This is a genomic window from Lactobacillus kullabergensis (assembly GCF_003151025.1).
GTDB lineage: Bacteria > Bacillota > Bacilli > Lactobacillales > Lactobacillaceae > Lactobacillus > Lactobacillus kullabergensis.
Genome location: NZ_CP029477.1, coordinates 750,544 through 770,233 on the forward strand (window position 1 = coordinate 750,544; position 19,690 = coordinate 770,233).

Below are 19,690 nucleotides of genomic sequence, written 5' to 3' on the forward strand. Positions count from 1 at the left end.
CTTAATTATATGACTTTTTATGATTTTTTCTAGGTTTAGTCTGCTTTTCAGTTAAATGATTGCCAGAAACAGATTCTGGAATTGTTGTGATTTCTTCTTCACGACCTTTAAGTTCTGTAGCATCCGTTTTGTATAACCTGGTAGTAGATTTGCGCTGTTTGCTTATAAGTGCAGTGGATTTATTTTTTAATTGCTGTCGGAGGTCTTCCATCTGCATATAATTGGTTAAATAGTCAAACTGTGTGGGGTCAACGGGTTTAAAACCACTAGGAGTGTAAAAACGCAATAAATTATGATTATTTAATAAATCAGAGTATTTCAGCGACTTTTTGCCTTCTTTTGCCAACTTTGTAATTTCATATTTTTCTTGTTCTGTAAAATTAATGATCTGCTTACCGCTTTTGCGGTCGTAAACAATGCCCTTTAAGCCCTTACTTCCAGTAATAACGTATTTCTGACTAACAATAGTTCCGTTCCTAAAAGTAAGCCACGGGCGATATTTTGGAGCTAGCAGATCACTGCCAAACTGTATATAATTGCGATTTGAAATTCCCAGAAGATGGAGCAAAGTCGGCAATACATCTATTTCACCTGCAACTTCCTGTTTGATTTTTCCCTTTAAATTCGTAGCATGTATCATAAAAGGTACACGTTGCATTTGAACATTATTATAAGTATTCCAAGTGTCAGAACTTTCACCTACGATTGGTGCCAAAGTTTCATTTTCAGAATTTGTTAATCCGTAATGATCTCCATAAATTACAACCATAGTATTTTTAATCAAACCTGATTTCTTCAGGTAATTGAAAAATTCGCGGATAGATTGATCCAAATAATGGGCTGTTTCAAAGTAGTTATTAATTGAATTGTCTGAAGTATCACTGGTTTTAAAACTCGGATCCAAATCTTCTTCATCCATGTCAAAGGGAGTATGGTTTGTGACGGTAATAAATTTAGTATAAAAAGGCTGCTGCATCCTTTCTAAATATTTGATGCTTTCAGCAAACATAATTTTATCTTTGATGCCATAGCCAATATGGTCATTTTTATCATGACTAAAATAATTTTGATCAAAGAAATAGTTATAGCCCATGTTTTTATAAACATCATCACGGTTCCAAAATGTACCGACATTACCATGGAATACGGCAGAAGTGTAGTTGCCATGTTGACGCAAAATTTGCGGTGCAGCCTGAAAAGTATTTGAGCTGCCCATGGCAGTGAACAAAGACCCGTCAGAAATACCATAAGTGCTGGTTTCCAGCATGTTTTCTGCATCACTGGTGCGGCCAATGCCTACTTGGTGGTAAAAATTGGCAAAACTTAATGTATGTTTATTGTGATAAAGTGAATTGAGATAGGGCGTAACTTCCTTACCATTAATTTTTAAATCAATTAAAAACTGCTGAAAGCTTTCCAAATGGATTATTATTACATTTTTGCCTTTTTCTTTACCAAAATATTCTGTATTTACTGGTAATTTATTTTTTTTGGTATAAGCTAAAATTTTATTTAAATCAGCTGTATTGGCATTCTTATTTACCTGCTCGGTTTGTTCATTTTTTACGGCGTCATAAACTGTGTAGGTATCAATACCAAGATATTTAACAATGTATGAACGATCAAAAGTGGTACCTAACAATCGTGGTCTAGAAGATTCAGCCAAAAAGACATTCAGCACTAAAATCAGAGCGCCAACTGATGTAACAGCAAATGGTGTAAGAAGGCCAAAGGATTTTTGATCGATTCTGATTTTATGAGCAAGCAGTAATATGATTATGATGATAAGGTCAAGCCACAATAATAAGTCAGAAGGTTGAAGCAATGCGACTGCGCTTTTTCCGAGGCCAGGTGCAACTTTACCAGCATTAGTAATGGTCTTCACCGTAATAAAATCGGAAAACTGACGATAGTAAAGAACATTAGCAAATAACAGACCAGAATTTGCCACATCAAGCAGGACCATTGCGCAATATGAAATAACAGGCTTAGAAAAATATAAACCGATACTTATTAATAAAATTGCACTACCAACAGGACTTAACCACATGATAATATGTTGGTAAGGATCTGAAATACCCAAATTGAAATCATGGTAGGCTGCAAAAATGTATTTGAGCGCAAATAAAACAACCAGAAGGCAGAAAAAGCCTATACGAGTCTGAATGAAGTTAGTCAGATTTTTTTTATTCAAAATGAACTCTCCCTTATCAGACTATTTTAAAAGTTTCTGTACTTTTAGACAATCTTTTCTGTTTTGTTAGACCTTTTTTAATAATTAATTGCGGAAACTTGAGTATAATTTAAATGAACTATATTTTAGGAATTGAATCAGAATGATATTTTTAGGACCACTGTATAACCTGCTTTCGCAACTTTACGCTACTAAAATAAATCATTTTGCTTTGATTAAGTTGATTGTACTGGCACTGGATAAAACTATCTTTTATTTTCTGTTTTTTATGGTAATACGCTTAATCTGGCTAATGACTATTAGAAGTCGGCGTACAATTAAGTCTGAGGCGTCAGTATGGTTATTTGCTTTTTATTTAATTTTAGTACTGATGTTGACTACTTTTCGTAACACTTATTTTCCCTGGAACCTGACGCTTAATCTGCACAGGCCTTTAAACGAAATAAATTTTGTCTTTTTGAGGGAAACCTGGAAAATGTATCATGCCCCTAGCAGGCTAGACTTTGTATATAATTCTTTAGGTAATATCCTGTGCTTTATCCCATTTGGCTTTTTGTCACCCTTTGTTTTTTCAAAAAAACAAACCTTCTGGCGTGTTGTTTTGGCCGGTGTCATTTTTTCGGTATTTATTGAAGGAATGCAGTTTTTACTGGAAACCGGCGTGACTGATATTGACGATGTGTTCTTTAACAGTTGTGGAACGGTAATTGGTTATTTCTGCTATTGGCTTGTAATGATAATCAGGAGAAAGACGCGTAAAACTAACTAAAAGCACTGGTATTTGTAAAATAAGATTGCTAAAATGTTCTTGTGAAATACATATTTAATTCAGTAAGGAGAGCGTGTTTATGAGTTTAATTAAATTTGATAGTACAAAACTGACACCATTTGTTCACGATAATGAACTAGGCGAGATGCAAGCTTTAGTTAACGTTGCCGATAAAGAACTTAGAGATGGTTCAGGTGCTGGCAATGATTTTCTAGGTTGGGTCGATTTGCCAGTTAATTATGACAAAGAGGAATTTGCCAGAATCAAAAAAGCAGCCCAAAAGATTCAAGGTGACTCTGAAGTTTTAGTTTGTATCGGTATTGGTGGTTCATATTTAGGCGCTCAAGCAGCTATTGAGTTTTTAAATGGTGCATTTTATGGCAAGGGTAAAGAAAAATATCCTACTGTTGTATTCTGCGGCAACTCCTTATCAGGCTCGTATTTACATGATCTGATTGAATGGCTTGGTGACAAGGACTTTAGTGTTAATGTCATTTCTAAATCTGGTACTACTACTGAACCAGCTGTTGCTTTTCGCATTTTTAAAGATAAATTAATTGAAAAGTATGGCGCAGATGAGGCTAAGAATAGAATCTTTGCTACAACAGATCGTGCTAAAGGAGCTTTAAAAACTGAAGCAGATGCTGAAGGTTATGAAGAATTTGTTGTGCCGGATGATATTGGTGGACGCTACAGCGTACTGTCAGCTGTTGGTTTGTTGCCGATTGCAGTTTCGGGAGCTGATATTGACCAATTAATGAAAGGCGCTGCTGATGCAAGAGCAGAGTTTACTAATACGGATTTAAGCAACGCGATTCCTTATCAATATGCTGCTTTGCGTAATATTCTTTATCGCAAAGGCTACACCACTGAAATTGTTGAAAACTATGAACCAACTTTAAGAATGTTCAGTGAATGGTGCAAGCAATTAATGGGAGAATCAGAAGGAAAGGATAATAAGGGCATTTGGCCGGCCAGTGCCAACTTTACGACTGATTTGCACTCATTGGGTCAATATATTCAAGAAGGCAGAAGAAATCTTTTCGAAACAGTTATTAGAGTCGAAAATCCAGCAAATGATGTGAAAATCCCTTCTGATGATCGTAATTTAGACCAGTTAAATTTCTTATCTGGTAAAAGTTTAAACTTTGTAAATGAACGTGCCTATGAAGGAGTTGTTCTTGCTCACACTGATGGTGGTGTTCCTGTTATGACAGTTAATATTCCTGATCAAACAGAACACACTTTAGGTTACTTAATTTACTTCTTTGAACTGGCAATTGCTGTTTCTGGCTACGTTAATGGCATTAATCCATTCAACCAACCTGGTGTTGAAGAATATAAACGGAACATGTTTGGATTGCTTAATAAACCAGGTTATGAAGAATTACACGATGATTTGACAGCTAGATTCAAGGAAGAAAAATAATTTTTAATTATTAAAACTTTTTTAAAATAAGCTTATTATAATTATATGCTTACTTTATACAAGCTATATTGATATAAATTAAATATAAAATATATATCATCCTGTACATTGTATCTATTCATGTTAACCATTATGGAAAGGGTAAAAGTTTTTGACTTTTAACCTTTTTTTATTAGGGAGATTTATTTATATGGAAGAAAAGAAAGAAACACCCAAAAGGGTTTTGGCAATTATCAGTTGTGCTTTAATGGCTTTTGTTTCCATTTTGACAGAAACAAGTTTAAATGTTACTTTTCCTACATTGATGAAACAATTTCACATTGGTTTGGGATTAGTTCAGTGGACTACGACGGGATATTTATTGACGATCTCTGTAATAATGGTTGCAAGTTCATATCTAAATGACCGCTTTTCAGCAAGACAATTGTTTTTAACTGCCGCAATTGCATTCATCGCTGGTTCAATTGTCGCTGGTTTTGCAACAAATTTCTGGGTTTTACTCGCAGGTCGCTTGATTTCTTCGGTTGGAGCAGGATTGTCAATACCGTTAATGTTTAATATGGTAGTGGAATTAATGCCGCAAGAAAAATGGGGCTTCTATATGGGTTTGACTGGTTTAGTCATTATTCTTGCGCCGTCTCTAGGTCCCACATTTGGTGGCACAGTTGTTTACTATTTTGGCTGGCCACTAATTTTTGAAATTGTAGCGGTAATTGCTGTGTTTATTATGATTTTGGGTTTATTCGTAATAGAACAATACCATGAGAAAAAGCATCCGAGTTTTGACTGGCTAAGTTATATTGTTATTGCTAGTGCAATGGTAATTTTTAACTTAGGTTTCAATAGAATTAGTAATGGTTTTACAGATATTGGTTTTTGGCTTAGCATGATTGTCGTGGCAATTTTGGTATACACATTTATAAAATTGTCACGCTCCAGCAAAAAGAAACTGATAAACTTGAATATTTTTAAAAATAAACCCTTTATTTTTGCCATGATATCTTATCTATTATTGCAGTTTATCAATATTGGTACCAGTTTCGCTGTGCCTAATTATGTGCAAATTGTTAATCATGCCAGTTCTTTAATCGGAGGATTAGTTTTGCTTCCCGGTTGTATTATCAGTGGTATTTTAAACCCCTGGTTTGGTCATATTTATGATAAAAAGGGTGCGCCATTGCCACTACTTACTGGAACAGTATTCTGCTTAACTGCTTGTTTGCTTTTTTCTTTGTTTAGTTTGAAAATCAGTACAGTGATGGTTGGCGTTTTTTATGGCATTATGATTATTGGTCGCCAGATGGCTTTTAATAATACAATGGCTGAAGCATCGAAATTACAACCAGAAGAATTGCATACTGATGCAACTGCAGTCTTTCAAACTGGCCAGCAATATGCAGGATCAATGGGAACAACCGTAATGGCCGCTATTATTTCATCTTGGCAAAAAAGACCTGGTAATTATGCAGCACTTACGGCACAAGGCAGTCAGGAAGCATTTTTATTTTTGACATTTGTCAGTGTGATAATTTTGTTCAGTTATTTAAACTTATTCAGACTTGAGAAAAAATTGAAATAAAATCAAAAATAAATATCGAAAGAGTCTGGGAAAAAAACTCTAACCTAACTAAAAAGGCTGACAAATCAACGTTTTATTGACGTGATTTGTCAGCCTTTTTAAATTGTTAAATTTTTTAATTTAACTTCAAAGAGCACTGTTTTCCTAGACTCTTTTTTTCACCTCTCTAGTGCAAATCTTTAATTTAAGCATTTTCAAAAATTTGTCATGATAGAGGTGTAGAAAATGTTTTTTAGAAAGGAAAATTTTATGAGTAAGAAAATTTTATTAATTTGTGGTTCAGGTGCATCTTCTGGTTTTATGGCTGCAAATATGCGTAAAGCCGCAAAAAAAGCAGGTTTAGACATCAAAATTCAAGCTAGAAGTGAAGCAGAATTATCTGATTATGCTAACGATATTGATGCATTAATGGTAGGACCTCACTTAAAATCTGAATTTAATGCAATAAAAAGTAGGGTACCTGAGAATGTAAAAGTTATTTTGATGAAGCCAGATTACTATTCAATCCTAGATGGTAAGGGTGCAATAGAGCATTTGGAAAAAGAACTAGAACAGTAGGATAAGAAAGGAGTTTTAAAAATGAATAGCTTCATGAATTTTTTAAATAATAAATTCGCTCCCAGAGCGCAAAAAATTGCAAATAATCAGTGGATTGTGACAATTAAAAACTCAATATTGGAAGTGCTGCCATTTATTTTTGTTGGTTCACTGATAACTCTATTAAATATTCCAACAAATTTTTGGAAATGGTGGCCAGACTTGTCTCCAATCAGTAGTTTTACTTTTGGCTTAACTTCAATCTTTGTTGCTTTTTTAGTACCGTTTAATTTTATGGAATTTAAAAAGATTAATAAGCAAAGAATAATTGCGGGCTTATCTTCAGTTGCACTTTTTTTGATGTTAGCTAACCCGTCTTGGGATAAAACAGGCAGTATAATATCATATCAATTTTCAGAACTAGGTGCAGGAGGCATGTTTGTAGCTTTAATTGAAGGAATTTACGTTTCTTTAATTATGGAACTGTTTGGTAAATTTAGTTTTTTTAGTGATGATACCTCGATGCCAGACTTTGTGACCGCATGGTTTGATTCTATGCTGCCAATCACGGTCGTGATTGCGACAGGATGGATACTAACAAATATTTTGCATTTTAATTTTTATCGATTGATAGTGAATATTTTTGCCCCTCTAACTACTTCATTAGATACCTGGTGGGGTTTCTCCATATTTCTTTTTTTCGAATGCTTTATCTATTCAATGGGTATATCTGGATGGGTGTTAGCTGCAATTGATCAGCCTGTTATGTTTGCTGGTATAGCAGCTAATGCTAAAGCATTTAGTTCTGGACATGCAGTTACACATATCTTTACCAGTGAACTTATTTATAGTTTTCCTTGGATTGGAGGGGTTGGTTGTACTATGCCGCTAGTATTAATGATGTTATTTTTAGCAAAATCAAATCGTCTAAAAGCTCTTGGCAAAGCCAGCGTTTTACCAACTGTTTTTAATATTAATGAACCAGTTGTATTTGGCACAATAGTTTGGAATCCTTACTTAATGATTCCATTATGGATCAATGGCATTGTTTTGCCTTTAATTACTGCGTTTTGGTTTAAAGCAGGACTTTCTCCAATACCCCACTCGTTAATGCAGATGTGGTATATCCCATTTCCTTTTGTCACTTGGATTGTTAGTCCAGCAATCAGTTCAATAATTTTATTATTACTTCTCTTTGTCGTTGGTGGATTAATATATTATCCATTTTTTAAAGTTTACGACAGGAATTTGGTTAAACAAGAAACTGGAAGTGAGGCATAGAAGTGGAAGATAGTGAACAGTTGAGAGAAGAAAATATCAAAAACACAATGAACATTATTCTAAACGCTGGCGATGCGCGCGATTTCATTAGTAAAGCCCTTGATGATGTCGCAGATTATAATTATGACAATGCAAAAATGAATATGAAGAAAGCAAATGAAAAATTAATAATAGCTCATCGTCTGCAAACCAAGAAAATTCAGGAAGAAGCTGAAGGTAAACCTATAGAATATTCTGTATTATTTACCCATGCTCAAGATACATTGATGACAATTAATAGTGAATATAATTTGGTAAAGCATTTAATAAATTTATTTGAAAAGCGCAATTGTAAATGTGGAGGTGTTCAAAATGAGAAAAAATAATTTTCCATTTTTCCCCAATAACTTCTTGTGGGGAGGTGCTCAAGCTGCAAGTCAAGCAGATGGTGCGTTTAAAGAAGATGGTAAAGGATTAAATTCCTCAGACATACAGCCATATCTTCAAGGTTTAACTAACGACGAGTTACAGAGTATAGAGTCAAAAGGGATGACACTTAAGGACGTTAAAAAATATAGTCAAGATAATAAAAATTATTTTCCTAAACGCTTTGGCATTGATTTTTATCATACTTATAAAGAAGATTTACAGCTTTTAGCTGATGCAGGTTTTTCAACTTTTAGAACTTCTCTAGATTGGTCAAGAATTTTTCCTAATGGAGACGATGAAAAACCTAATGAAAAGGCACTAAGGCATTACTCAGACATGATTGATTGTATGTTGCATTTAGGAATCAAACCCATTATCACAATGAATCATTATGAAACACCTGTAAATATTACACTTAAATATGGAGGCTGGCCAAATAAGGAAGTTATTCCGCTTTTTGTAAAATTTGGCAAAGTACTATTGGATTGGTTCGGTGATCGTGTAAAATATTGGATTGTAGTTAATCAAATTAATATGGTTCAATTGGAGCCTTGGCTTTCCGTTGGTGTAGCTAGTGACCAATATTCGAATCAAGAACAAGCCCTTTATCAAGCTATGCATAATCAGATTGTGGCAGCAGCCGAAATAAAAAATTATGCACGTTCTTTGAACAATCCTAATATACACATAGGAACAATGGTTGCTGATGGTACTGTTTATCCTGCAAGTAGTAAGCCGGACGATGTTATCCTTGCAATGCAGCAAAATCGTATGCAATATTTTGTGACAGATGTTCAATTTAGAGGAAAATATCCCCAATTCGCCCTAAATTATTTTAATGATAAGAATATTGAACTTGATATTACGCAAAATGAATTGAAATTAATTAACGAAAATCGTATGGATTTTTTAGCTATTTCTTATTACTATTCTCGTATGGTTGACTCAACGAAGAATAAGATGCAGCCAGCAGATAATTTACAAAATCCGAATTTGAAACAAAGTAGTTGGGGCTGGGCTATTGATCCTCAAGGACTATACAATACTTTATCTCAATATTATGATCGCTATCAAAAACCAATTATTATTGCTGAAAATGGCTTAGGTGCTTATGACAAATTGGAAAATGACAAAAAAGTACATGATCCTTATCGTTCAGAATATCTGAGTATGCATATTGAACAAGTAGGAAGGGCAATACATGATGGGGCAGAAGTAATAGCTTATTGCGCTTGGGGACCGATTGATATCGTTTCGTGTTCTTCTCAGCAAATGTCAAAACGTTATGGCTTTGTTTATGTAGATATTGATGACAATGGTAAGGGAAGTAAAAAGCGCTACTTAAAGGATAGTTACTTTTGGTATAAACAAGTAATTAGCTCGAATGGTAAGTATATATAAAAATGAAAAAGCAAATACGACATGTCTAAGAAAAATAAATTATTGTCATATTTACAAAACTTTCCTGGATGGCATACTTCTCAAGAATTAGCCATTCAGTTAGAACTATCAAAAAGAACTATCAAAAACTATGTTCAACAGTTTAGAGATCAAGGAATTTTGATATCATCAAGTGTTAAAGGTTACCGCCTTGAACAATCTAGTTTAGATAAAAAACAAGATAATACTAAATTTAAAGTTCATAAACTACCCGATAATAATGAAGAAAGGGTAAATTATATTATAAACGTGCTAGTTAATAGTTCTTCGTCAATAAATGTGTATGATTTAGCAAATAATCTTTTTGTCAGTGAATCAACAATTTTACAGAATTTAAAACAAGCTGATCGTGAGGTAAAAAGTTTTGGAATTAAACTAATTAGAAAAGGTGATTTTTGGAGTTTAGAGGGGAATGAACGACAAAAAAGAAGTTTGCTTAGCTCGCTCATTTATGAGGAAACTTCTGGAGTATTTATGAATAGAAATATTATTCAAGAGAATTTTCCTCAAATAAATATTCATCAATTAGAAAAATCTATATTGAAAATTTTTCATAAGCAAAACATTTATTTAAACACGTTTGAATTAAATAATTTGATACTTCATTTTGCTATTGCAATTGATCGTTGCAGTAATGGTCATAGAATAAAAAATAATAATTCTTCAAGTTCAGTGAAAAAGCAGGGGTTTGGTATGGATTTGGTTAACAGCATTGTTGGTGATTTACAGTTGGTGTTGACAAATGCTGATTGCCAAGAACTTGCTCTTGTAATTGAAACTGATTTAGGTAATGAAAAAACAACTAAAAATATAGTTTCAGAAGAAACAAAAAAATTAGTTACTGATTTAATTTCTTATGTTTGGCAAAATTACGAAATTAATCTTGATACTTATTCCTTTAAAAAGAGGTTTGCTCTTCATTTAGACAGATTAATTATGCGTTCAAGAACACAAAATATTGAACACAATCCTCTTGCCACTAATATAAAATATTCTTCACCAACGATTTATGAGTGTGCAGTTATTATGGCTAATAGAATATCTGAAAAAGCTAAAATCACGATTACCGACAGTGAAATTGGCTATATAGCTATGCACATTGGCAATGCAATGGCTGAACAAATAACCGATAAGCAAAAAATTTCAGTTGTGATAATAATACCTGAATATTATGACAATTCTCTTGTATTATTAAAAAGATTACAGAAAAAGTTCTCGGCTGAGATTGATATTAAGAAAATAATTCACGATCCCGCAAATATTAGAAGTACTCCTAATGCGATAGATTTATTGATTTCTGTTGGTTCAAATTATATTGATTCTAAAATTAGTACGGTCAATATTTCACAGTTTTTATTATCTAATGATATCCAAACTCTGCAAGTTGCAATCACATCGAGAAGACGCCAAATCAAGAGGGATCATTTTCAAGAGGAACTGCTAAAATTTTTTAGTAGTGATAACTTTATTAAAAGCAAAAAAGTAACAAATATAGATCAAGTTTTTGAAATTGTAAATGAGAAATTCTTTGAACAAGGGGTAGTTGAAAAAGACTTTAAAAAGTTGCTTAAACAACGTGAAAACTTGTCGTCTACAGCTTTTGACAAAGTAGCAATACCGCATTCATTGAATATGACTGCTAGAAAAAGTCGTGGTTTTATTATTATTAATCCGAAAGGAATTAAGTGGAGTGATGATAATAGGGTGTATTTAGTAATAGCTTTAGCAATTGATCCCAATAATAAGCAATTATTTCGTAGCGTGTTTGATGAACTGTCTGATATTATTACTAATATTGATAATGTGATTAAACTGATAAATTCTCAAAATTATGGTGAATTTATCATTAACCTGGTAGAAATGTTATAGAAAAAATAAGATAAGTGCGGAAAAGCCTGAGAATCTTTAATTTCAAGCTCTACCGCATTTTTTCTTTATTAAATTTTATTGGTCAAAAAGCGAAAAAGTGTTTAAATACAGATAAAGTAATGGCTTACACAAGAAAGAAATGATTTTTTGAAAAAAGCAAAGTATCGCGTATTTGAAAAGTTGAGACAACTATTAGATGATAAATCTGCGGTAACCACAAAAGAAGTTGCAAAAGCAATGAACCTTTCTCGAGGTGTAACTAGTTCATATTTGGCACAATTATATCATGAAGGACTACTGCTTAAAAAGGGTACCAAACCTGTTTATTGGCAGCTGATATCTAATAGTCAAGACGCTTTTGCGCAATTGATTGGAGCAAATGGTAGCTTGAAGAACATTGTTAGTCAATGTAAAGCTTCTGTTAACTATCCTCCTAGTGGTTTTCCTTTAATTATTACTGGACCATCTGGTTCTGGAAAAAGCTATTTAGCATCATTAATTTTTAAATATGCGCAACAAGAAGGAGTTATTAACAAAGGCGCACATTTTGTTGTTTTGAATTGTGCGGATTATGCTAATAATCCAGAACTTTTATCATCTGTCCTTTTTGGCTATAAGAAAGGCACTTTTACAGGAGCGGACGCTGATAAAACCGGATTGGTTGATCAAGCAGATAATGGCTATTTGTTTTTAGATGAGGTACATCGGTTGCCTCGGGAAAGTCAGGAAAAGTTATTTGTTTTACTAGATTCTGGTAAGTTTTATCCGTTAGGCGAAAATAAGCATTTTAAGCAAGTTAATGTTCGTTTTATTTTTGCAACAACAGAAAAAATAGAAGATAAACTGTTGAATACATTTTTAAGAAGAGTTCCCCTAAAAATTGCTTTACCTGGATTTTCTGAAAGACCACTTATTGAAAAATATCAGCTAATTGAATTCTTTTTGAAACATGAAGCAAATAGAATAAATCGTACAATAAAAATTTCGTTTAATACTATCCAAGTTTTAGTTAATCAAAAGCAGGAGGGCAACATAGGTTCATTAGCAAACAAAATTAAATTGTTATGTGCTGAAAATTTTAATTCTTCTGATAAGAAGGCTATTGAGATTCCTAATAATAAAAATATAAGTGGACCTAATGTTGATTGGCTTGTTTTTAAGCCAAATTCTCAAGACTTATTAGTAAATTTAGCAAAGGAAAACTCAAAAAAATATTTAAGCACATTGTTAAGCACTTTGTATGACAATGAAAATAAAAATCAAGAAATTTCTGAGCAAAATCTTGTTTTAAACCAGTTTGTACATGACATTAAAAGGAATTCCGTCTTATTAATATATGACCAAAATTTCGAAAAGTTTCTCATGCAGCAGTTAGCAACTGCTACTGAAAAAATTGGCAAAAAATATGGAATACTCAAATACCTTAATAGCCAAAAATTATGTGAAGCGGTTAAAGTTTTATCTGTAATCCAGGAATGTCCTGATCTGCCTGATATATCTAATTTATTAACTTTAGTAAGTAAACATTATCCACGAACAGTTTATTTGTGTAAACAAATCAGAAGCTGTTTCAAAGTAGATATCAATAATGACTGGTTTATACCCATTTTTTTATATGCAGTTTTTGACGAAATTGCTGGGAAAATTGAATCTCAAAACCTTTTGGCAATTATGGTTTGCCATGGTGGCAATGTTGCGTCTGACATATGTGCAATCGTAAATGAATTGTGTGGCAACTATATATTTGAAGCATTTGATATGCCACTTAATGTTTCTAATCACGAAATTGCCCAAAAAATTGAGCTTTACATTAGAAAACAAGGACGAAAATATGATGGGACAATTTTATTGTTTGATATGGGATCCTTAAGTAATTTATATAAAGAAGTAAAGGTGTTATTAAATAATGATTTACTGGTAATCAATAATTTAACTACGGAAATTGCTCTTGATTTAGGTTTGCAAATCCAGCAAAATAAAAGTTTCAAAAAAATCGCAGAAAAAGCTGAAAGTTACCCGAGCACAATGAGTGTGAAATATTTTGAAGGAATTTCACAAAAAGCAAATATTATTGTTTCTTGTATGTCCGGTGAAGGACTTGCTGAGGAAATAAAAAGGATTTTGCAAAAAGTTTTGCAGACAGACGTTGAAATTATTACTATGGATTATCATGAGCTAAAGACAACACTTCAAAGACATGATTTGTCATATTTTAAGAATACTAATTTTATATTGACTACAAATAACGTTGATCATCAAAAAGAATTAGATGTACTTAACTTATATGACATAATGGACGAAGATGGGGATAAAAGACTTCGGCAATTGTTAAAAGAGATGGGAGAAACTAAAAAAAATGTTGATAAATTAACCAGCGAACTGCTTAAATTTTTCACTATTGGTGGTATTAAAGGAAGACTACGCTTTCTTAATCCTGACGTAGTTATACCTGAAATTCAAGAAATTGTAGCAAAATTTGAAAACTATTATCATGTAGCCTTGACGAATAAGTTTAAATTGAGTTTATGCATGCATCTAGCTTTGATGCTAGAACGTTTAATGCTTGATCAAACTAGTGACCAAGAAAGCAAAGATACTCAAGAAAAAAGTAAGGAAGAGAAAGATTTTTACCATGTTGCAGATAAGATTTTTCACAATATTGAACAAAAGTATAACATAAAAATAAACGATTATGAATTATCTCTTATTTATGAATTATTTAAAACAAACAGTGAATAAAAAATCTGCTTAAGGAAGTGCTCAAAAATGCTCTTCCTTTTTCGTTTTAATTTTAAAAAACCTGGTTATAGCTGTGTTTATTATAAGTTGGCATGATATTTGCTTAGTAATTAGTGACAACTTGGAGGTGAAAGAATGAGAAAATTCGTTTTAGCTAGTCATGGTAGTTTGGCAGAAGGAATTAAAAATTCAGTGGAAATGATTAGCGGAAAGCAGAATAACTTGTATGCGTTTTGCATGAAAGAAGGGGAGAGTCCAGCGGTTTTAAAAGAAAGAATTGAAGAGATTATATTTGATAGTAACAAAAAAGATGAGATCGTGTTGGTTTCAGATTTTCCTGGTGGCAGCGTAAATACATTGTTAATGAGTTTTTTGACTCAAAATAATATTTATCTGGTTTCAGGAATGAATTCAATGTTGGTATTGAATCTTCTTTTGAGTAAAGAGCCTATTGATTCATGCCTTAAGAACGCAATTAATGCAGGAAAAAACACTATAAAGAGAATTGAATTAGAAGAAGAAAATGAGGAGGATGATTTTTTTGATTAGTTTATTAAGAGTTGATGATAGATTAATTCATGGGCAAGTGGCAGTTGTTTGGAGTCGATATTTGAACGTGAACCGCATTGTTGTTGCCAATGATGAAATTTTGGATAATAAAGTACAGATTATGGCATTAAAAATGTCTGTACCAGAAGGAATTAAGCCGTTTTTTGTTAGTTTAGACAAGGCAATTCAATTATTAAATAATCCCAAATCCGATAAATTGAAGATTATGGTAGTTGTCAATAAACCAAAGGACGCGTTAAAAATTGCCAAAAAAGTTTCCAATATTCCACTGATTAATTTGGGTAATTACGGTAGAGTCGGATCAGAAGATATGAAGGGCAAAAAGCAGTTAAGTAAAAATATTTTCATTACTCCTGATGATGAAAAAGATTTGAAAAAGCTTCTAGAGACAAATATAAAGATTAACGTTCAACCAGTACCTACAGATCCAGATGTGCAATTATCAAGTTTGTTATAAAAAGGAGGTAAAAAAATGTTAGTACCAGCTTTATGGGTAGCGTTAATAATGTTTGTGGGAAATTTTTCCGATTGTGGCATGTCCGATCCAATGATTAGACGTCCACTTGTTATGTCAATGCTTGTTGGACTTGCTTTAGGTGATTTAAAAACGGGAATTATTATGGGAGCCTCACTAGAAGTGATTTTTCTTGGGATCAATGGAATTGGTGGTGCAATGCCTTCTGATTCTATGACTGGTTCTATATTTGGGACAGCCTTTGCAATTTTAAATCATCAAGGAGTTGCTGTTGCACTATCTCTTGCAGTTCCAATTAGTCTCTTAGCCGTTTTTGTCAATCAACTAGTTATTTTTATACGTGGTCTTTTACTCAGTACTTTTGAAAAGTATGCTGAGGAGGATAAGAGTAAATCAATTGAAAGGTTACATTACCTAAGCATATTTGGAGGACCACTTGTTTATGCACTTATTGGCTTTTTAGGAATTTATTTAGGTTCGGGTTCAATATCGGCTTTAGTAAAAGCTATTCCTCCTGTAGTTATGAATGGGCTTACAGTTTTGGGGCAGATGCTTCCAGCATTAGGTATCGCGTTACTGTTAAATATGATTTATGAAAAGGGAAATATGTTGTATTTACTTCTAGGATTTGTACTTTCAAGCTATTTAAAGTTACCTATCATAGCAGTTGCCTTAATAGGAATCATATTAGCGTTTATTCTTGCATCAATAGATAAGAATATTTTAGAAGTCAAAAATATGAAATCTCCGAAGGCAAAAACAGTATCAGAAGATAGCACAAATAATTCACTTGAGGAGGATTTTTTCAATGACTGATAAAACAACTAAAACTGAAATAATGGATAAAACAACTTTTAGAAAAATATTTTGGCGTTCTTTTCTACTCCAGGGCACATGGAACTATATTAACGGTGCTGGTGTCGGAGCCTTATATATGATTTTGCCATTTATAAGAAAACTATATCCTAAGCCTGAAGACAAGCCTGCAAGAATTTCAGCCTTAAAAAGGGGATTAGCATATTTTAATATTACACCTGCTTTAGCACCCTTCCCTATGGGAATTGCTTCAAGTATGGAAGAGCAGAACAAAAATATAGCCGATTTTGATCCTAGTTCAATTAATGCCGTGAAGGCAAGTCTGATGGGACCACTTTCCGGAATTGGTGATTCTCTATTTTGGGGAACAATTAGAGTAATCGCTGCCGGAATTGGTATTAGTTTAGCAAAAGCAGGGAATGTTCTTGGACCTATTTTATTTTTAGTTATCTATAACATTCCAAATTTCATTGCAAGATATTATGGCTTAAAGTACGGTTATGAATTAGGCGGAGATTTTATACAAAAAGCATATAAAAATGGTTATATGAAAATCATTACTAAAGCGGCTGGTATTTTAGGTATGATAATGGTTGGTGCAATGACTTTTAGCACTGTTACTCTGAAAACTATTTTAAAGTTTAAAATGGGTAGCATGAGTTTTGATCTTCAGAAAATTTTAGATCAAATTATGCTTGGAATCATACCTTTAACGGTTACTTTAATTACTTTTTGGTTGATTAGAAAAAAGGTAAGTGCAAATAAGATAATTGTACTAATGGTTATTTTGTCATTTGCACTAAGTGCTTTGAAAATTCTTTAATTTTTGAAAGGACTGACATGGAAAAATATTTATATAGACCTAAAAACTGCTTTTTTGGTGATTGTATGCCATTTTATAACAGGCATGACAACTTATTTTATTTATACTTTCAAAAAGATACTAGAAATCCCGTGCCCTTTGGTGAACCTTTTGGATGGGAATTAGTTACAACGAGCGATTTTGTTCATTATAAAGAATATGGTGAAGTTTTAAAAAAAGGCTCCGAAGAAGATCATGACCAGTTTGTTTATGCTGGCAGTGTGTTTGAACAAAACAACAATATAAGAGCTTTTTATACCGGGTACAATCGTAATTTTGTAAATAAAAATTGTTCATCACAAGTTTTAATGAAAGCTGCAAGCAAAGATGGAATACATTGGTGCAAAGAGGGACTTGCTAAAGAACTTTCGCCACAAACTGGTTATGATTCAGATAATTGGCGAGATCCTAGTATTGTCTGGAACCCTGATAATCAAGAATACATTTTAATATTAGGCACACGTTTGGTTTCTGATTTAAAAGCAAAAACAGGAAGATTGGTTTATTACACATCAAAAAATAGTCAGGACTGGACTTTTAAAGGAGATTTTTGGGCACCAAATTTATATACCATGATTGAGATGCCACAAATTTTTAAAATAAAAGATTGGTGGTACTTGGTCTATTCTGAATACGATCTTAATAAGACTACTCATTATGCAATGAGTAAAAATATTATGGGGCCTTGGCTATTTCCTAAACAGGATACCTTTAATGGTAGGGCTTATTATGCCGCAAGGACTGCTAGTGATGAAAAAAATAGATATCTTTTTGGTTGGGTACCTTCTAAAGAAGCTGGAAAGGACGAAAATAATTATTTATGGGGTGGTACCTTTTTACCTTTGAAAATTACTCAGAATAATGATGGATCATTAAAAACGTCAATTCCAGACACTTTAATTAATACTGTTTCAGAAAGATATAGTTTTGAATCTCAAAAAATAAAATCAAAATATAAAAGGACAGAAACTCAACTTCAAGGTAATCAGCCTAAAAAACATTATTTACTGAAAAATAAAATTGTGTATGAACCTGGCACCAAAAGTTTCTCCTTGATATTCTTTGAAAATTCTGATACCAAAGAGGGCTATGAATTCAATATTGATCTCAATAAACAGCAACTAAGTGTTAGAAGAACACCAAATTTAAGATGGTACCAAATGTTAAATATTGGTTTGTCCAGGCAAGTTAACTTGGTTCCTAATAAAGAATATGATATTTCTTTATTGATTGACGATACTATTGCTGTTATAGAAATTGCTGGTGTTGTATTGAGCTGTCGAGTCCAGAAAAATACATGTTACGGCATATCTTTTGCGGTAGTTGATGGTATAGTTCAAATTAAATCAGTTTAAATAGTTAAAAAAGTCTAATCTCACAATATTGAGATTAGACTTTTTATGCGGTGATAAGTGCGAGTTTTAAATGATATTTAAATAAAAAATTAAATTATTTTTAACTTTTTTGTGTACTTTTTTAAATAAGATGATAAAATACTTAATAATTAATTTTAAGGAGGAAAAAGCAATGAGTCGAATTAGCAATCAGCATATTTCGATTTTGTCACAAATCATTTTGCCGACAATGTATACCTAAGCACTATTATATTAAAGGAGTACAAATATGGCTGATACAACCAATACTAACAAACTAACAGTAAAAACTTTTCTTAACAACATTTTAGCAGGAACTGCAACTGGAATTATCGTAGGCTTGATTCCAAATGCAGTTGTCAGTGCGATTTTAAAGTTATTTGGTCAAAATCCGGTGACGGCATCTATTAATCAAGCATTATTGATTTTTCAGTGTGCTACACCTTTGCTAATTGGTGCCTTAATTGCCATTCAATTTAAAATGGTGCCACTGGACGTTGCCATTGTAGGAGCCGCCGCTTATGTTGGCTCTGGTGTTACAAAATTCGTACCACAAATTGTGAACCCTGCTACTAAAGCTCAAGGTGTCTTTGTTTCGGCAGGAACAGGCGATCTTATTAATACTATGATTACAGCTGGCTTGGCTGTGGGGCTTTTGTTATTAGTGGGTCAACGTTTTGGCTCTGTCAAAATTGTTGCAGCTCCGATTGTTGTTGGTGGAGGAGCAGGTTGGATCGGCATGCTGATTTTGCCGTATGTAAGCAAAATTACTACATGGCTCGGGTCGGTAATTAATTCCTTTACTAATTTACAGCCAATATTAATGTGTATTTTAATTTCCTGTATGTTTGCAATTCTAATCATTTCACCAATATCAACTGTGGCAATTGGAATGGCTATCCAATTAAATGGTATCTCTGCAGGTGCAGCAGCAATGGGAGTCGCGGCAACGACACTGGTATTGGTCGTTCATTCTTGGCGAACTAATAAATCAGGAGTTACTATTGCAATTGCATTAGGAGCAATGAAAATGATGATGCCCAATCTTTTCAGGCATCCAATTATCGTTTTACCAACATTAATTACAGCAGCGCTTTCCGCTATTCCAGTAGCTTTATTTCACGTTAGTGGCACGCCAGCTTCTGCAGGCTTCGGTCTTGTTGGCTTGGTAGGGCCTCTTGCTTCCCTAGATGCTGGCAAAGCAAGTATTAATATTGTAATGGCGCTAATTGTCTGGATAGTATTCCCAGTTGTAGTAGCAATGGTATGCCGTTTCCTCTTTGAAAAGGTCTTTCATGTTTATGATGAAAAGGTAGCCTTTGCCTATCTAGGTGAATAATTGTAATTAC

At 33.1% G+C, this 19,690-nt stretch carries 16 protein-coding genes; 15 read left to right on the plus strand and 1 reads right to left on the minus strand.

Annotation, left to right across the window (positions count from 1 at the left end; translation table 11 throughout):
- Window position 1: 1 nt before the first annotated feature.
- Window positions 2-2,194: an LTA synthase family protein gene (locus DKL58_RS03760; RefSeq protein ID WP_109586152.1), complete on the minus strand. Its 2,193-nt coding sequence runs from the start codon at window positions 2,192-2,194 to the stop codon at window positions 2-4.
- 142 nt (window positions 2,195-2,336) lie between these two features.
- Here DKL58_RS03760 and DKL58_RS03765 point away from each other — a divergent pair, with 142 nt between their 5' ends.
- The 15 genes from DKL58_RS03765 (at window position 2,337) to DKL58_RS03835 (ending at window position 19,680) form a co-directional block, all read left to right on the plus strand.
- Window positions 2,337-2,963 carry a VanZ family protein gene (locus DKL58_RS03765; RefSeq protein ID WP_046331943.1) on the plus strand — a complete coding sequence of 209 codons (627 nt, stop codon included), beginning with the start codon at window positions 2,337-2,339 and terminating at the stop codon, window positions 2,961-2,963.
- A gap of 79 nt (window positions 2,964-3,042) precedes the next feature.
- Window positions 3,043-4,392, plus strand: coding sequence for a glucose-6-phosphate isomerase (locus DKL58_RS03770; protein WP_109586153.1), 1,350 nt, complete (start codon window positions 3,043-3,045; stop codon window positions 4,390-4,392).
- 190 nt (window positions 4,393-4,582) lie between these two features.
- Entirely contained in the window at window positions 4,583-5,971 is a 1,389-nt protein-coding gene (locus tag DKL58_RS03775; RefSeq protein WP_109586154.1) for an MFS transporter, read from the plus strand.
- A gap of 249 nt (window positions 5,972-6,220) precedes the next feature.
- Window positions 6,221-6,529, plus strand: coding sequence for a PTS sugar transporter subunit IIB (locus tag DKL58_RS03780; RefSeq protein ID WP_109586997.1), 309 nt, complete (start codon window positions 6,221-6,223; stop codon window positions 6,527-6,529).
- A 21-nt stretch (window positions 6,530-6,550) separates the two neighbouring features.
- Window positions 6,551-7,789: a PTS sugar transporter subunit IIC gene (locus DKL58_RS03785; protein ID WP_109586155.1), complete on the plus strand. Its 1,239-nt coding sequence runs from the start codon at window positions 6,551-6,553 to the stop codon at window positions 7,787-7,789.
- A gap of 2 nt (window positions 7,790-7,791) precedes the next feature.
- Window positions 7,792-8,154, plus strand: coding sequence for a PTS lactose/cellobiose transporter subunit IIA (locus DKL58_RS03790; protein ID WP_239386431.1), 363 nt, complete (start codon window positions 7,792-7,794; stop codon window positions 8,152-8,154).
- Entirely contained in the window at window positions 8,141-9,598 is a 1,458-nt protein-coding gene (locus DKL58_RS03795) for a glycoside hydrolase family 1 protein (protein WP_109586156.1), read from the plus strand. The genes DKL58_RS03790 and DKL58_RS03795 overlap by 14 nt, the downstream gene beginning before the upstream one ends.
- Before the next feature lie 21 nt (window positions 9,599-9,619).
- Window positions 9,620-11,506 carry a BglG family transcription antiterminator gene (locus DKL58_RS03800; protein WP_109586157.1) on the plus strand — a complete coding sequence of 629 codons (1,887 nt, stop codon included), beginning with the start codon at window positions 9,620-9,622 and terminating at the stop codon, window positions 11,504-11,506.
- A gap of 147 nt (window positions 11,507-11,653) precedes the next feature.
- Complete coding sequence (locus DKL58_RS03805) at window positions 11,654-14,245, plus strand: sigma 54-interacting transcriptional regulator (RefSeq protein ID WP_109586158.1); 2,592 nt, start codon at window positions 11,654-11,656, stop codon at window positions 14,243-14,245.
- 135 nt (window positions 14,246-14,380) lie between these two features.
- A complete protein-coding gene (locus DKL58_RS03810; protein ID WP_046331951.1) occupies window positions 14,381-14,794 on the plus strand; it encodes a PTS sugar transporter subunit IIA in 414 nt (137 codons plus the stop codon).
- A complete protein-coding gene (locus DKL58_RS03815; RefSeq protein WP_045928933.1) occupies window positions 14,787-15,272 on the plus strand; it encodes a PTS sugar transporter subunit IIB in 486 nt (161 codons plus the stop codon). Before DKL58_RS03810 ends, DKL58_RS03815 begins: the two co-directional genes overlap by 8 nt.
- 15 nt (window positions 15,273-15,287) lie before the next feature.
- A complete protein-coding gene (locus tag DKL58_RS03820) occupies window positions 15,288-16,106 on the plus strand; it encodes a PTS mannose/fructose/sorbose/N-acetylgalactosamine transporter subunit IIC (protein WP_109586159.1) in 819 nt (272 codons plus the stop codon).
- Window positions 16,099-16,929, plus strand: a complete 831-nt coding sequence (locus tag DKL58_RS03825) for a PTS system mannose/fructose/sorbose family transporter subunit IID (RefSeq protein ID WP_109586160.1) — start codon at window positions 16,099-16,101, stop codon at window positions 16,927-16,929. Before DKL58_RS03820 ends, DKL58_RS03825 begins: the two co-directional genes overlap by 8 nt.
- A 17-nt stretch (window positions 16,930-16,946) precedes the next feature.
- Window positions 16,947-18,323: a family 43 glycosylhydrolase gene (locus DKL58_RS03830; protein WP_109586161.1), complete on the plus strand. Its 1,377-nt coding sequence runs from the start codon at window positions 16,947-16,949 to the stop codon at window positions 18,321-18,323.
- A gap of 268 nt (window positions 18,324-18,591) precedes the next feature.
- Window positions 18,592-19,680, plus strand: coding sequence for a PTS sugar transporter subunit IIC (locus tag DKL58_RS03835; protein ID WP_109586162.1), 1,089 nt, complete (start codon window positions 18,592-18,594; stop codon window positions 19,678-19,680).
- Window positions 19,681-19,690 lie beyond the last annotated feature (10 nt).

Excerpts from the sequence above, each read along its gene's own strand:
- DKL58_RS03825 (WP_109586160.1), top strand. The coding sequence starts at position 16,099 with ATGACTGATAAAACAACTAAAACTGAAATAATGGATAAAACAACTTTT.
- DKL58_RS03810 (WP_046331951.1), top strand. The coding sequence starts at position 14,381 with ATGAGAAAATTCGTTTTAGCTAGTCATGGTAGTTTGGCAGAAGGAATT.
- DKL58_RS03800 (WP_109586157.1), top strand. The coding sequence starts at position 9,620 with ATGTCTAAGAAAAATAAATTATTGTCATATTTACAAAACTTTCCTGGA.
- DKL58_RS03780 (WP_109586997.1), top strand. The coding sequence starts at position 6,221 with ATGAGTAAGAAAATTTTATTAATTTGTGGTTCAGGTGCATCTTCTGGT.
- DKL58_RS03835 (WP_109586162.1), top strand. The coding sequence starts at position 18,592 with ATGGCTGATACAACCAATACTAACAAACTAACAGTAAAAACTTTTCTT.
- DKL58_RS03830 (WP_109586161.1), top strand. The coding sequence starts at position 16,947 with ATGGAAAAATATTTATATAGACCTAAAAACTGCTTTTTTGGTGATTGT.
- DKL58_RS03795 (WP_109586156.1), top strand. The coding sequence starts at position 8,141 with ATGAGAAAAAATAATTTTCCATTTTTCCCCAATAACTTCTTGTGGGGA.
- DKL58_RS03765 (WP_046331943.1), top strand. The coding sequence starts at position 2,337 with ATGATATTTTTAGGACCACTGTATAACCTGCTTTCGCAACTTTACGCT.
- DKL58_RS03775 (WP_109586154.1), top strand. The coding sequence starts at position 4,583 with ATGGAAGAAAAGAAAGAAACACCCAAAAGGGTTTTGGCAATTATCAGT.
- DKL58_RS03820 (WP_109586159.1), top strand. The coding sequence starts at position 15,288 with ATGTTAGTACCAGCTTTATGGGTAGCGTTAATAATGTTTGTGGGAAAT.
- DKL58_RS03770 (WP_109586153.1), top strand. The coding sequence starts at position 3,043 with ATGAGTTTAATTAAATTTGATAGTACAAAACTGACACCATTTGTTCAC.
- DKL58_RS03785 (WP_109586155.1), top strand. The coding sequence starts at position 6,551 with ATGAATAGCTTCATGAATTTTTTAAATAATAAATTCGCTCCCAGAGCG.